The sequence below is a fragment of the Bacillus pfraonensis genome (assembly GCF_050768835.1).
Lineage (GTDB): Bacteria > Bacillota > Bacilli > Bacillales > Bacillaceae_G > Bacillus_A > Bacillus_A pfraonensis.
Window position 1 is genome coordinate 59,262 of the sequence record NZ_JAHCDO010000020.1, and the last position, 14,393, is coordinate 73,654.

The 14,393-nt window shown below is 37.1% G+C and carries 12 protein-coding genes; 3 read left to right on the plus strand and 9 right to left on the minus strand.

Annotated features, from left to right (window positions below):
- Window positions 1–90 precede the first annotated feature (90 nt).
- The 9 genes from KFD70_RS19780 to gatC form a co-directional block, all read right to left on the minus strand.
- On the minus strand, window positions 91–1,542 hold the full coding sequence (locus tag KFD70_RS19780; protein ID WP_336453210.1) for an NAD-dependent succinate-semialdehyde dehydrogenase: 1,452 nt from the start codon (window positions 1,540–1,542) through the stop codon (window positions 91–93).
- On the minus strand, window positions 1,535–2,947 hold the full coding sequence (locus KFD70_RS19785; RefSeq protein WP_336453209.1) for an APC family permease: 1,413 nt from the start codon (window positions 2,945–2,947) through the stop codon (window positions 1,535–1,537). Before KFD70_RS19785 ends, KFD70_RS19780 begins: the two co-directional genes overlap by 8 nt.
- On the minus strand, window positions 2,925–4,307 hold the full coding sequence (locus KFD70_RS19790) for a sigma-54 interaction domain-containing protein (protein WP_336453208.1): 1,383 nt from the start codon (window positions 4,305–4,307) through the stop codon (window positions 2,925–2,927). The genes KFD70_RS19785 and KFD70_RS19790 overlap by 23 nt, the downstream gene beginning before the upstream one ends.
- Before the next feature lie 314 nt (window positions 4,308–4,621).
- Complete coding sequence (gene gabT / locus KFD70_RS19795; RefSeq protein ID WP_336453207.1) at window positions 4,622–5,983, minus strand: 4-aminobutyrate--2-oxoglutarate transaminase; 1,362 nt, start codon at window positions 5,981–5,983, stop codon at window positions 4,622–4,624.
- Window positions 5,984–6,140: 157 nt separating this feature from the next.
- On the minus strand, window positions 6,141–6,887 hold the full coding sequence (locus tag KFD70_RS19800; RefSeq protein WP_336453206.1) for an HAD family hydrolase: 747 nt from the start codon (window positions 6,885–6,887) through the stop codon (window positions 6,141–6,143).
- Between the two features lie 356 nt (window positions 6,888–7,243).
- Window positions 7,244–8,149 (minus strand): diacylglycerol kinase, encoded by a 906-nt coding sequence (locus KFD70_RS19805; RefSeq protein WP_336453205.1) that lies wholly within the window; start codon window positions 8,147–8,149, stop codon window positions 7,244–7,246.
- 481 nt (window positions 8,150–8,630) lie between these two features.
- Window positions 8,631–10,061, minus strand: a complete 1,431-nt coding sequence (gene gatB / locus KFD70_RS19810; protein WP_336453204.1) for an Asp-tRNA(Asn)/Glu-tRNA(Gln) amidotransferase subunit GatB — start codon at window positions 10,059–10,061, stop codon at window positions 8,631–8,633.
- 14 nt (window positions 10,062–10,075) lie between these two features.
- Window positions 10,076–11,533: an Asp-tRNA(Asn)/Glu-tRNA(Gln) amidotransferase subunit GatA gene (gene gatA / locus KFD70_RS19815; protein WP_336453203.1), complete on the minus strand. Its 1,458-nt coding sequence runs from the start codon at window positions 11,531–11,533 to the stop codon at window positions 10,076–10,078.
- 15 nt (window positions 11,534–11,548) lie between these two features.
- Window positions 11,549–11,839, minus strand: coding sequence for an Asp-tRNA(Asn)/Glu-tRNA(Gln) amidotransferase subunit GatC (gatC, locus tag KFD70_RS19820; RefSeq protein ID WP_336453202.1), 291 nt, complete (start codon window positions 11,837–11,839; stop codon window positions 11,549–11,551).
- A gap of 461 nt (window positions 11,840–12,300) precedes the next feature.
- Here gatC and KFD70_RS19825 point away from each other — a divergent pair, with 461 nt between their 5' ends.
- The 3 genes from KFD70_RS19825 to KFD70_RS19835 all read left to right on the plus strand — a co-directional run bounded on the left by KFD70_RS19825 (window position 12,301) and on the right by KFD70_RS19835 (window position 14,227).
- A complete protein-coding gene (locus KFD70_RS19825; RefSeq protein WP_336453201.1) occupies window positions 12,301–12,783 on the plus strand; it encodes a MarR family winged helix-turn-helix transcriptional regulator in 483 nt (160 codons plus the stop codon).
- A gap of 78 nt (window positions 12,784–12,861) precedes the next feature.
- On the plus strand, window positions 12,862–14,040 hold the full coding sequence (locus tag KFD70_RS19830) for an ArsA family ATPase (protein WP_336453200.1): 1,179 nt from the start codon (window positions 12,862–12,864) through the stop codon (window positions 14,038–14,040).
- Complete coding sequence (locus KFD70_RS19835) at window positions 14,033–14,227, plus strand: DUF3926 domain-containing protein (RefSeq protein WP_336453199.1); 195 nt, start codon at window positions 14,033–14,035, stop codon at window positions 14,225–14,227. The genes KFD70_RS19830 and KFD70_RS19835 overlap by 8 nt, the downstream gene beginning before the upstream one ends.
- The last annotated feature ends 166 nt before the right edge of the window (window positions 14,228–14,393 follow it).

Here is a 14,393-nt window from a genome sequence, read left to right on the forward strand (position 1 = left end):
ACAATAAATAAGAGACTGCCAACTCTTATTTCCCAACAAACAAAATAAAGTAGCTATCTTCCGTAGAAGATAGCTACTAACAAATAGAAATTACAATCCTAACGAAATATATTTAATTTCTAAATATTCCTCGATTCCAAAATAACCGCCTTCACGACCAATCCCACTTTCTTTAAATCCACCAAATGGAGCTTGTGCAACGGATGGAAGTCCATCGTTCAAGCCAATAATTCCATATTCTAATGCTTCACTAATTTGAAAGGCTTGGCTAATATCTTTTGTAAATACATACGCCGCTAAACCATATGGCGTGTTATTCGCACGCTCAATGACTTCTTCTACCGTTTCAAATTTCGCAACTGGTGCAACTGGACCAAATGTTTCTTCATTCATACATAACATTGTGTCATTGGCGCCTCCAATGACCGTTGGCTCAATGAAGTGACCATTTAATTCTGTAAGTGTTTGGCCTCCATACAGAATTTCGCCACCTTTTTTAATTGCATCTTCAATATGTTCCTGTACTTTTTCTACAGCATTGGCATCGATAAGTGGTCCTACAGTCGTACCTTCTCCAAATCCATCACCTACTTTAAGCTGTCCTACTGCCTTTTGGAATTTCGCTGCGAACTCTCCATACACCGCTTCTTGCACAAATACACGATTTGTACATATACATGTTTGCCCAGCATTACGGAATTTCGAACCAATTACTGCTTCTACTGCTTTATCTAAATCCGCATCGTTCATTACGATGAATGGAGCATGACCACCTAGCTCAAGCGAAACTTTCTTCATCGTTTTCGCAGCTCCACACATTAATTCTTTGCCAATTTCAGTTGATCCTGTAAATGAAACCTTTCTTACGCGTCCATCTTCCATCCAAGTATCGGCAATTGCCTTTGCACTACCTGTTACAATGTTTAAAACACCTTTTGGGATATCAGCTTCATGTGCAAGTTCAGCTAATTTTAATGCTGTTAACGGTGTTTGACTTGCAGGTTTTACAACTGCTGTACAGCCTGCTGCAAGTGCTGGGGCTACTTTTCTTGTAATCATTGCCGCTGGAAAATTCCATGGGGTAATCGCTGCAATAACGCCCACAGGTTGCTTCGTTACTAAAATGCGTTTATTCGGGTGAGAAGCTGGGATCATGTCACCGTATACTCGTTTCCCTTCTTCCGCATACCACTCTACAAAGCTATTTGCATAGTTCACTTCCCCAAGTGCTTCTGCAAACGGCTTTCCTTGTTCTTTCGTCATAATCGCTGCAATTTCTTCTTTGTTTTCATCAATTAATGTAAACCATTTTTTTAATTTTTGTGCACGGTCAGCTGCCGTTAATTTTGACCAAGATTTAAAAGCTTCATGTGCGGCATCTACAGCTTGCTTTGCCTCAGTGACCCCACCTTTTGGAACAGTTGCAAATACTTCCTGCGTCGCCGGATTATTAATCTCAATTTGTTCCTGTAGCTTAATCCATTCTCCATTTATATACATCGCTTTTTGATCTAAGTTTACATACGTCGCTTTTTTATCCAATGTTCTCTTCCTCCTTTATATTCTCTTCATTTTCTAAGTTGTTTCCTTCATACTTACCGAAAATCATTCTAACAAAGAAATAGCCTCCAAAAACTACCCAGCCTAATACCATTAACCACTCATATGGCCAAATTAATGCAGCTGGCATTCCAGGCATATATAGCAAAATAAACCCAATACTTAGGATCGTTGCAATACTTCCAACAACTTTTCCTTTTTTCACTTTGAATGGTCGCTTCATATTCGGATCCTTTTTACGTAGTACTAAAAAGGACAGGCTAACTAATAGATAAGAAACAACAATGCCAAGCCCACCAGCATCTACAATCCAAACGAGTGCTGGTCTTCCTAGTAATGGTGCAAAGAATGAAAGCATCCCTAAAAATATAATAGCATTTGAAGGTGTTTTATATTTTGGGTGGACTTTCCCAAACCAAGCTGGAACCATTCCTGTTTTCGCCATTGCATATAAGACGCGACTACCCCCTATAATAAAAGCATTCCAACTTGTAATAATTCCTGCTAATCCACCAAAAATTAAGATATTCGCAAAGATTTTCGAACCAAATACAGCTCCCATTGCATCAGCTGTTGCTAGTTTTGTCTGCATTAATGTATTTTGATCTAACGCCATCGATACACCTAAAGCAATTAAAAGATAAAAAATGACGGCACAAACGACAGAGAAAATTAAAAGCTTTCCAATTTCTTTGAACGGAAGATTAACTTCTTCTGCTACTTGTGGAATGACATCAAAACCAACAAATAAAAACGGAACCATAATAAGGACAGCCATCACACCGCCCGCACCGTCTATAAAAAACGGTTCTAAGTTTTTCGTATCGCCATTCAAGCCAGCACCAAAGACAAGCATGATACCTGTCGCGACAATGAATATTGTAAATACGCTTTGAAATACCGCTGCTGTTTTTACCCCAAAATAGTTAATAGCTGTAATAAGGAGTGCTCCCCCCATCCCAATCATTGCCCATGTTAAATATACATCCCAGCCACCAATTGTCCATAAATATATGCTTTGATAGTCTGGTAGTACATAGTCTACAACGGTTGGAAGTGCAACAGCCTCAAAAGTAACAACTGATACATAGCCTAGTACCATTGCCCAAGAAGCAATAAAGGCTGCCTTCTTTCCAAATGCCTTATATACATATAATAAACCGCCGCCAGTTTCTGGCATAGCTGAGGCAAGCTCAGCATATGTTAATCCAACGAAAATAACAAGTAATCCGCCTATAATAAAAGCAATAACTGCCCCCATAGAACCAGCAGACGTAACCCAATCCCCCGAAAGTACAACCCACCCCCATCCAAGCATTGCACCTATCGCAAGGAAAAGAACATCAAAACGTGATAGTACTTTTTTAAGTTCCTTCTTCTCTCCCAACTAAATATTCCTCCCCTATAAACTTCTTAATTTTCCTAGTAGCTGCAGATTGACTTATTTTCAGGAATTCTGCGACTTTATAACTTGATCCATGTGTTTTATACGCTTTAAGAATAATATTTCGTTCTACTTCTTCCAACATTTTATAGAGGCTTTGACCGGATTGCTCAACTGTAGATTCCTGCATAGATATCGGTAAGTCTTCTATCATGACAATGTCATCAGCAGTAATGACAATCCTTTCAATTACGTTTTCTATTTCTCTATTATTTCCTTCCCAAGGATACCCTACGAGTATTTGTAATGTGCTAGGTGCTAACTTTACATCACGTCCATATTTTTCATTAAAATGTTGTAGGTAATGATAAACTAACGGTAAAATATCTTCTGTTCTCTCGCGCAGCGGCGGAATTTGAATCGGTATGACATTAAGACGATAATATAAGTCTTTCCGAAACGTCCCTTGCTTTACCATTTCAGCTAAATCCCTATTCGTAGCTGCCACAATTCGAACATCTACTTTTTTTAGTTCTCTACCTCCTACTGGGCGGAATGTTTTTTCTTGTAGCACTTGCAGCAGTTTCGCCTGAATTTCAAGTGGCATTTCACCGATTTCATCTAAAAAAAGAGTCCCTTTATGAGCTAACTCCAAAATGCCCTTTTTCCCTTCGCGATTTGCGCCTGTAAAAGAACCACCTGAGTAGCCAAACAGTTCCGATTCAATTAAGTTTGTCGGTAATGCCGCACAGTTAATTTCATAAAACATTTCATTTTTGCGATGACTCACTTCATGCAAATGACGTACTAATCTACTTTTCCCTACTCCAGTCTCACCTAAAATAAGAACTGTACTATCTACCATAGATACTTTTTTGATTGTTGCGACTATTTTTTGCATAGCTATACTTTTAAAAATAAGTCCTTCATATTCATACGTTTCTCTTAACTCTTTTTTATATGTCTTTAACTGATTATCCATCTCCTCTACCTTTTTTCGTAATTGATAGAGTTCCGTAAGGTCACGAGAGTAACTAATCACCCTTCGTAAATTCCCTTGTTCATCAAAAACAGGTCTTGTTCGAACGTGCAAATACTCTCCCGACTTTGTTGTTTGAACAAGTTCAATTGGCTTTTTCTTCTCAATTACTTCCAATGTTGCAGATGGATAAAAAATCCCTTCTTTTTGCAGCTCTTTTACATGTTTTCCTACTAGCTCTTCAGCAGATAATTGATAGTGTCTTTCACATGTGCTATTTACACGGACAACAGTCCCTTTCTCATCCGTAACAAAAATCTCATCAAATGCATATTCAAACACATCTTTTAAATCCATAAATGCTCGTTCCTTTTCTGCAACCATTCCAGCCACTCCTCAAATTCAGGGTCCATTGCTTCACTTTATTATTACTTACATTTCATTATAAAGTGAAATCTTTATTTAAGGGAATTTTCTGTATTTTTTTCGAACAGAGTAAACTAGAATGATTGCACATTTGTTGTAAATCCATTTTGATTTTCAGGCAGATAGGTTAATGCCATGAAAAAAACAAAAGGGAATCCGCACTCATTTTCTCTTTTTTTACTTAGCATGGGGTAGGAAAAGGACCTGACCACTTCTATGCATGGACGGACGCTCTCTCCCACCCAAAAGGAAAGGTTTTATCTCAATATTATTTACACACGAGCGATATCTGCTTGCTCATAACAAGCTTGCAAGGAATCTTCAATAATTGTAAGCCCTTCTTCCAATTGCTCATCTGTAATAACTAGTGGCATTAGGACACGAACTACATTCCCATACGTTCCAGCAGATAATAAGAGCAGTCCACGTTTATTTGCTTCAGCACATAAACTTGCTGTTAATGCTTTATCTGCCTCTTTTGTTGTACGGTCTTTAACAAGCTCAAACGCACACATCGCTCCTAAACCACGTACATCACCAATACAGTTATACTTTTTCTTCATTTCCTCAAAGCGATCCATTACAGCTTTCCCTACATGCAGAGCTCGCTCATTTAATTTTTCATTCTCGATAATATCCAAAACAGCTAATGCTGCAGCGCATCCTAATGGACTTCCAGCGTATGTTCCACCAAGTTCTCCTGGTGCTGATTCATTCATAATTTCTTTTCGCCCAATAACTCCACTAATCGGTACTCCTGCCCCTAATGATTTCGAAACAGTAATTAAGTCTGGAACGACATCATAGTGATCAATGGCAAAATATTTTCCTGTACGGCTAAAGCCTGTTTGAATTTCATCAGCTACAAATAAAATGCCATGTTCAGAGCAAAGACGGCGCACTTCTTGCACAAACTTCTTACTTGGAACGATAAAACCACCTTCGCCTTGAACAGGCTCCATTACAACAGCAGCTATGCTTTCTGGGGCAACTTCTGAGATTAAGAAATTCTTGAATTCTTCGATAATAAAGTTATCATATTGTTCATCTGTTAAACCTTCTGGACGACGGTATTCATATGGGAATGGTGCTTTATATACTTCTGGTGCAAATGGACCGAATCCAAATTTATAAGGCTTTACTTTACTTGTCATCGTCATTGTCATCAATGTACGACCGTGAAATCCCTTCGAAAACGCAATAATGCCCGTTCTTTTCGTATACTTACGAGCAATTTTCACGGCATTTTCAACCGCTTCAGCACCACTATTTAAAAACAATACTTGTTTCTCAAAGTTTCCAGGAGCTAATGCAGCAAGCTTCTCTGCTAATTCAATATATGGCTCATACATCATTACATTAAAGCCAGTATGAATATATTGATCTACTTGTTTATGAAGCGCCTCTTTCACAGCAGGGTGGCAATGTCCTACGTTAATTGTTCCAATCGCTCCTGCAAAATCGATAAATTGATTTCCATCTACATCTGTTACAAGCGCACCATCAGCTGACTGTACGAATGTTGAAATCCCATTACTCACGCCCCTTGGTACGATATTTTGACGGCGTTCTAATAAAGAAGATGCTTTCGGTCCTGGAATTTGTTCATTTACTTTAGCGAATTTTGTATTCATCGTTTCTCCCATCCTTTTCTATGCTATGATTTTCTTTTTCTATATTGCAAGATGTATGCCAACTTATAAATGCGCTAACTTTCTAATCTTCTCAGTATTTCGACATAAAAAATAAGTCTATATCGACTTAATACGAGTCGATATAGACTTATTTTATTTATAGATTAGACTTTTCTCGTTCCCAAATCAGTTCTCCAGAATCAGAAATGAAATGCCCAACAGAATCTAATACAATATCTGCAAGTGGTGCTAATGTTTGAAGATCACCCGTCCCCGAAAGAACTCCAATCGCATAACAAGCACCGCTATTTTTTGCTAAATGTAAATCTGTTGGCGTATCCCCAACAACTACTACCTCCCTTGGGTCTAACCCAAACTCTTCACAAAATGATTCTACAATTTGCTTATCTGGTTTTTGGGCTGGAAATGTATCTGAAGCTACAATATAATCAAAAAACGTCTCTAATTGACACTGCTTTAAAAAGAGTTCTGTTGGTGCAAAATCATCCGCAGTCACAATACCTAAAATGAGCCCTTTTTCTTTCAATACTTGTAAAAGTTTTGGTAAGTCTGCTGTCATTCTCATATGTGAACGATGTTCGTACATAAGAGTAAATAGTTTTTCACTTATCCAGTGATGCATATCACTCTCTTTAACAGACGGTATATACTTACAACAAATTTTCGCTATATCGTGGCTTGTTCCTGCTGCCAATACACTACGTGGATGAACGAATGCCCCTTCAACACCAATTTTTTCTAAAATAGTTAACCGTAATGATTGAGGTAATCGATGTAGTTCTACAAGTTCAGCTACAAGTTCTTCTGCTACCTTTATCCAAATTGAGTGAAAATCCATTAACGTTCCATCTTTATCAAAGAGTATTGCCTTTATCTTCTCCATAACACCCTACCTTTCTGCCCTTTTCACATTCAGTGTAGCAAGTAAATGTGGATGTAAGATGAACGGATTGTAAAAATACCATAAAAATCAAACCAACTCCCAATTTACAATTCAAATCTAGTCTAATCGTTTGGCGATTTTATTACGATACTATCAATTTTTATTTATAAAAAGAAAAAACAGAAGTTTTAGCAATAGAGTTTATTAGTGGAAGATGATAAATGAAATTTTATCGGCAATTTTTTCAAGATATCAGCGATTCGACAAAGGATATCGATCTTGCGACAAATAGCAATAAAAATAAGAACCTGCTGCCTTCCTTGTTCCCCTCTCCTGAACATAAAAGAGGATGCCTTTTATAAGGCATCCTCTTTATGTTCAGGAACAAATAGTTCAAGACAATGATATATATTTTCAAATTCCATCGGTGCATCTCCGCCATATTCACCATCTAGATTAATCATTAATTTATCCGGTGAATGAACCTTAATACGATTTGCCTGCGTATATAACACCTTTGGATTATTAATATGCTCACCGCGCTGTGCTTGTGTTGCTGCTTTAATTAAATCAGCAATAGAGCCCTTCTTTAGCACTAATAAGTCAAATAACCCATCATTAATAGATGCATATGGTGCAACCTTTTCAAAACCACCAACAGAGCGCGTATTCGTAATTAAAAACATCGTAATTTCTTCTTGTAATAGCTTGCCATCATACTCAATTTCAACATATGTTGGATGTAATGATGGCAGCATTTCGATACCTTTTAGATAATAAGCAAGCTGCCCCAAAACTGTTTTCAACTTACTTGGTACTTCATATGTTAATTCTGTAATGCGGCCACCGCCAGCAATGTTAATAAAATATGTATCGTTTGCTCTGCCTAGGTCTAGTGGAACAGTCTTACCTTCACAAATAATATCTGCTGCCTCTTCAATAGAACGCGGTACACCAATTGCACGTGCAAAATCATTTGTCGTCCCAACTGGAATGATACCGAATTTCGGACGATGTTCATGCCCTACTAAACCATTTACTACTTCATTTAACGTCCCGTCACCACCTGCTGCAATAACAACATCAAACTTACGATCCGCAGCTTGCCTCGCTGCCACAGTCGCATCTCCAGGACCAGTTGTTGCATGACAAGATGTTTCATATCCAGCTTGTTCTAATTTTTGTAATACTTCTGGCAAGCTCTTTTTAAACAACTCACGACCAGAAGTAGGATTATAAATTATTCTTGCTCGCTTCATCATTCATTAGCACAGGAAATTTCTGATTCATAGAAAAAGAATATACCGAACCCTTATTCAGCGTTCCTATGCCTACCTCCTCTCATCTTCCTATCCTTCTTTTATCCCGCTCAAATAGGCAGTAAGAACCCGATTCGTGTAACCCTCCATTAGTACATGTTCACTAACGAAGGTTTTGCTTTATTTGACCAAGAAATATATCTTTCCATTCTTTATTACTTCTCATTGTTTCATAAAAAATAAATATAACGAATAATAAGTATCTATTATTTCACGAGATGAAAAACTCTCTATGTCTAGATTTATCATTATTCCCACCTTTTTGCAACTATCATACCATAGTTGCTATATAAACATTTTCTCACTTTTGTCAGTTAATCAAACGTTTATTTAAATATTTTCTTAATTTAAACAAACGTTTGATTAACTCAGAAAAAACACCCAAATATGGGTGCTTTCTCTGTTTAATCTTTAATCGTTTAGCTTATCGCTTATTGATTTCTTCTAATAAGATCTTGTTAACAAGTGGTGGGTTAGCTTGTCCTTTTGTTGCTTTCATAATTTGACCAACTAAGAAGCCAATCGCACGATCTTTACCGTTTTTGAAGTCTTCAATAGATTGTTCGTTATTATCAAGAATTTCAGTTACAATTTTACGAAGTGTGCCTTCGTCAGAAATTTGAACAAGACCTTTTGCTTTAACGATTTCTTCTGGGTCTCCACCTTTTTCAATTAATTCGTTAAATACTTTTTTCGCAATCTTAGACGAAATTGTACCTTTTTCAATTAATTGAACCATTTTAGATAGACCAGCTGGCGTTAATGCTACGTCTTTTAATTCTTTTTGTTGTTTGTTTAAGTATGCAAGTACTTCACCCATTAACCAGTTTGATGTTAATTTCGCGTCTGCACCATCTGCGATTGTCGCTTCAAAGAAATCAGACATCTCTTTTGTTAACGTTAATACGTGTGCATCGTAAGCTGGTAAGCCAAGTTCTTCAACATAGCGTACTTTACGAGCATCTGGAAGTTCTGGAATAGAAGCACGAACGCGTTCTTTCCACTCATCATCAATGTAAAGCTCAACTAAATCTGGCTCTGGGAAGTAACGGTAATCGTCAGACCCTTCTTTTACACGCATTAAGATTGTTTTCTTCGTTGCTTCATCATAACGACGTGTTTCTTGTTGAATGATGCCACCAGATAATAACTCTTTTTCTTGGCGTACTTGTTCATGCTCAAGACCTTTTTGTACATAAGTAAATGAGTTTAAGTTTTTCAGCTCTGCTTTTGTACCAAACTTCTCTTGTCCTACTGGACGAAGGGAAATGTTTGCATCACAGCGAAGAGAACCTTCTTCCATCTTACAATCAGATACGCCTGTATATTGAATGATGGATTTTAATTTTTCTAAGTATGCATATGCTTCTTCTGGCGTACGCATATCTGGCTCAGATACGATTTCGATTAACGGCATACCTTGGCGGTTGTAGTCTACTAATGAGTATCCTTCACCTGTATGCGTTGATTTACCTGCATCTTCTTCTAAGTGAAGACGTGTAATACCGATACGTTTCTTTTTACCACCTACTTCGATTTCAATCCAACCATTTTCTCCAATTGGCTTATCGTATTGAGAGATTTGGTATGCTTTCGGATTATCTGGGTAGAAATAGTTTTTACGGTCAAATTTTGTTTCTGTTGCGATTTCACAGTTTAATGCCATTGCAGCTTTCATTGCAAAGTTAACTGCTTCTTTATTTAGAGTCGGAAGCACACCAGGATATCCTAAGTCAATTACACTTGTTTGTGTATTGGGAGCCGCTCCGAATTCTGTTGGACTCGCAGAGAAAATTTTCGAATTTGTTTTTAACTCAACGTGAACCTCTAAACCGATAATTGTTTCAAAATTCATCTATGCTCGCCTCCTTACAGACTTGCTTTTTTTGTATGATAATCTGTTGCTTGCTCAAACGCATGTGCAACACGGTAAATTGTCGCTTCATCGAAGTGTTTACCGATAATTTGTAAACCAAGTGGCATGTTGTTCGCACTAAATCCACATGGAACAGAAATTGCCGGAACACCTGCTAAGTTTACTGGGATTGTTAAAATGTCGTTTGCATACATTGTCATTGGATCGTCTACTTTTTCCCCTACTTTAAATGCAGGAGTTGGAGTTGTTGGTCCAATAATAACGTCATAGTTAGCAAATACGTTTTCAAAATCATTTTTAATTAATGTACGTACTTGTTGTGCTTTTTTATAATATGCATCATAGTAACCAGAGCTAAGAGCAAATGTACCAAGCATAATACGACGTTTTACTTCGTCACCGAAGCCTTCGCTACGCGTGTTTTTGTAAAGGTCCATTAAGTTATTCACATTGTCAGAACGAACGCCATAACGTACGCCATCAAAGCGTGACAGGTTAGCAGACGCTTCAGAAGAAGAGATTAAGTAGTACGTTGCTAAAGCATATTTAGAGTGCGGAAGAGATACTTCTTCCCAAGTTGCACCCATACCTTCTAATACTTTTAAAGCAGCTAGCACTGACTCACGAGCTTCTTCGCCAACACCTTCTCCTAAGTATTCTTTTGGTACAGCGATACGTAAGCCTTTTACATCGCCTGTTAAACCAGCTAAGTAGTTACCAACTTCAATATTTGCAGAAGTTGTATCCATGCGATCAACACCTGAAATTGCTTGTAATAAGTATGCATTATCTTCTACTGTACGTGTAATTGGTCCGATTTGGTCAAGAGAAGATGCAAATGCAACTAAACCAAAGCGAGATACACGTCCATAAGTCGGTTTTAAACCAACAACGCCGCAATATGCTGCTGGTTGACGGATAGAACCACCAGTATCAGATCCTAAAGAGAATAGCACCTCTCCAGCCGCTACTGCTGCTGCAGAACCACCACTAGATCCACCCGGAACATAGTCTAAGTTCCATGGATTTTTTGTAGCGTAGAAACCAGAGTTTTCATTTGAAGACCCCATCGCGAACTCGTCCATGTTTAATTTACCGATTGTAATTGTATCAGCAGCTTTTAGCTTTTGAACAACTGTTGCATCATAAATTGGATCGAAGTTCGCTAATATTTTGCTCGCACAAGTTGTACGAAGACCATTTGTTACAATGTTATCTTTCACACCGATTGGCATACCGAATAGTAAACCATTATCTTCAGCACCAATCTTCGCATCTAGTTCTTTTGCTTTCGCACGTGCATTTTCTTCATCTAATGTAAGAAAAGCTTTAACATTATCTTCAACATCCGCAATACGCTTGTAAGATTCTTCTACTAAATCCGTAACGGAAATTTCTTTGTTGTTTAATTTTTTATGTAACTCTGATACTGAATGATCAAATAATGACATCGAAATTCCCCTCCTCTATTCTAATACTGCTGGAACACGGATTTGATTATCTTTGTGATCCGGTGCATTTTTTAATACTTCTTCAACTGGTAAACCTTTTTCTGGCACATCTTCACGCATAATATTTTTCATCTCTAATACGTGAGTTGTTGGTTTAACACCTGTTGTATCTAATTCATTTAACTGTTCTGCAAATGTAACAATTGCATCTAGTTGTTTTTGAAATTTTTCTGCTTCTTGATCTGTAATTGCAAGACGTGCTAAATGCGCTACATGCTTTACATTCTCAACGGAAATTCTTGACACGGCTAGGCCACCTCCATAATATATCGTTCAATCTACAATACTATTGATGATACCAAATTTTCAGTACTTCAAGCAAGTCAACACACGGTACTTACAGCATTTTTACATAAAAAAAGAAAGGCTTCTGCCTTTCTTCTCACTTTATTGTTTATTAATCAATTTTTTTTGTTAAAAATAACACACATATTAAATCGTATCCTTTGACACTAAGTGTTTCACTTCATGTATAAATGCCAAGTAACATACTGGAAAAAGCACAAACAAAGTTGATGCTAACAAGGAAATAGCTTGGATATTTCCTTGTTAGCTTTATATCTATGATAGATAAGTATATTACTATTATAAGATTTCTTTTTCATTTAGTCTGAAAAAGCAGGCAATAATTATTTGACATTTATTTGCAATAAGCATAGAATAAAAATAAATATTACGAACCTCGAAATATACGGGAGTGGAAATAATTGTTGCAATACGAACACTTTTTAGACTTACTGCTAGATAACGCCAAGAAGCTTTTCTATCCAGAAGAATGGGTAAGCCTTGATTTATCGCTTTCTAAAACGGAGGTATTCTGTCTATTATGGATGGAACGCAATACGGATATTACAATGACAAAGATCACCGAACTTCTTGACATTCCAATGAGCACGACGACAGGTGTCGTGAATCGACTTGTGAAAAAAGGATATATCGAGCGCTATCGGAATGAAAATGATCGACGCATTGTACTCATTCGTTTAACTGAAACTGGCGTACAACTCGTTCAAGAAGTGAAACAAAATGCTGCTCATTACTTTAACCTTGTGACAGAAGCATTATCAGAAGAAGAGAAGGCATTCTTACTACAAATCTTCCAAAAGATTATGAATCACATCGCTACGTCACAACAAAAACAAATCGAAAAGCTTCCTACACCTAAGATGAAAAACATTCCGATTGAATAAAGCCCTTTATGGGTTTTTGTTCAAATTATTATTTCGACATTCGTAATATTCGACAACCGAAACAAAGGGGATATAAATATGAGAATTATTTTGTATACAGGTAAAGGCGGCGTAGGAAAAACTAGCATTTCAGCAGCAACGGCACTTCAAAGTGCAAAACAAGGGTTAAAAACATTAGTCATGAGCACGGACCCAGCTCATAGCTTGGGAGATTCATTCGGCATAAAATTATCTTCTGAACCACTAGAAATTCGTGAAAATTTATGGGCGCAAGAAATCAATACAATTTATGAAATGGAAAAAGGTTGGGGGAAATTACAAAAATATATTACATTGCTATTCACATCAAAAGCAGCTGACGATATTACAACAGAGGAGTTAACAATGTTTCCTGGTATGGAAGACTTAATTAGCTTACTCCGTGTACTCGATTACTATAAACAAAAAACATATGATGTCATCATTATTGACTGTGCACCAACTGGAGAAACGCTAGCCATGTTAAGCTTTCCTGATATGCTCGGCTGGTGGATGGAAAAACTCTTTCCGATCAAAAGAAAAGTTTTAAAAGTTGTCCGTCCTGTTGCACAACCACTCCTCGGCGTTCCACTCCCTACTGATGATATTATGGACGAATTAACGAATACGATTGAACAGCTAGGAGAAATGCGAGATATTTTATCTAATCGAGAAGTGACAAGTATTCGCGTTGTTGTCAATCCAGAAAAAATGGTTATTAAAGAAGCACAGCGTAGTTTCACCTATTTAAATTTATATGATTATAACGTCGATGCCATCATGATTAACCGTGTCATTCCTGATACTGTTACTGACTCCTACTTTCAAGCATGGAAAGATGCTCAAAAGAAATATAAAGCACTAATTCAAGACAGCTTTCAACCACTTCCTATTTATGAAGCTCCAATGTTTGAGCAAGAAGTAGTTGGTTTACCGATGTTAGAGCGTGTAGGGTATGCTTTATTTAAAGATGACCTCAATCCAACGGAAGTAAAATTTAACGGTCGTACACAGTATGTCAAAAAAGATGGAGATGAATATATCTTTGTTCTCTCTATCCCATTCTCTGATAAAAGTGAACTATCCTTAAATCAAAAAGGTGATGAACTCATCATTCGCGCCGGTTCTGTCAAACGGAACATTACGTTACCAAAAACATTAACGCATTTATCCGTTCAAGGTGCAAAATTTGAAGGCGATGTATTAAACATTCGCTTTGGAGGTATGGTTCATGCGTGAGGAATTATTAAGAAAAATCATTCAAACCAAATTAAAAGTTGGGATGTATATCATAAATGAATTACCTACTCCAATTCAGCAATCTGCAAAAAAAGCGCTAAGTATTTTACAAGAAGAGCTTTCTTCTTGTATGCAAGAAACAGCGAAACCTACAAAGAGTAACTTAAAGAACATTACGATTGAATAAATAAAAAAGACCAGGAATTGATATTATCCCCTTTAGGTAGACAGTGTAAAAAAGACCATGTATACAGATGGATGTTACACTATTACTTGGAGGGGATTTTTTATGGTAAAAAAAGGTACAACATTTAATACATACTCAAATGAGATAAAGTTATCAGCTGTTCAAA

Excerpts from the sequence above, each read along its gene's own strand:
- gabT (WP_336453207.1), bottom strand. The coding sequence starts at position 5,983 with ATGAATACAAAATTCGCTAAAGTAAATGAACAAATTCCAGGACCGAAA.
- KFD70_RS19800 (WP_336453206.1), bottom strand. The coding sequence starts at position 6,887 with ATGGAGAAGATAAAGGCAATACTCTTTGATAAAGATGGAACGTTAATG.
- KFD70_RS19835 (WP_336453199.1), top strand. The coding sequence starts at position 14,033 with ATGCGTGAGGAATTATTAAGAAAAATCATTCAAACCAAATTAAAAGTT.
- gatB (WP_336453204.1), bottom strand. The coding sequence starts at position 10,061 with ATGAATTTTGAAACAATTATCGGTTTAGAGGTTCACGTTGAGTTAAAA.
- KFD70_RS19790 (WP_336453208.1), bottom strand. The coding sequence starts at position 4,307 with ATGGTTGCAGAAAAGGAACGAGCATTTATGGATTTAAAAGATGTGTTT.
- gatA (WP_336453203.1), bottom strand. The coding sequence starts at position 11,533 with ATGTCATTATTTGATCATTCAGTATCAGAGTTACATAAAAAATTAAAC.
- KFD70_RS19805 (WP_336453205.1), bottom strand. The coding sequence starts at position 8,149 with ATGATGAAGCGAGCAAGAATAATTTATAATCCTACTTCTGGTCGTGAG.
- KFD70_RS19830 (WP_336453200.1), top strand. The coding sequence starts at position 12,862 with ATGAGAATTATTTTGTATACAGGTAAAGGCGGCGTAGGAAAAACTAGC.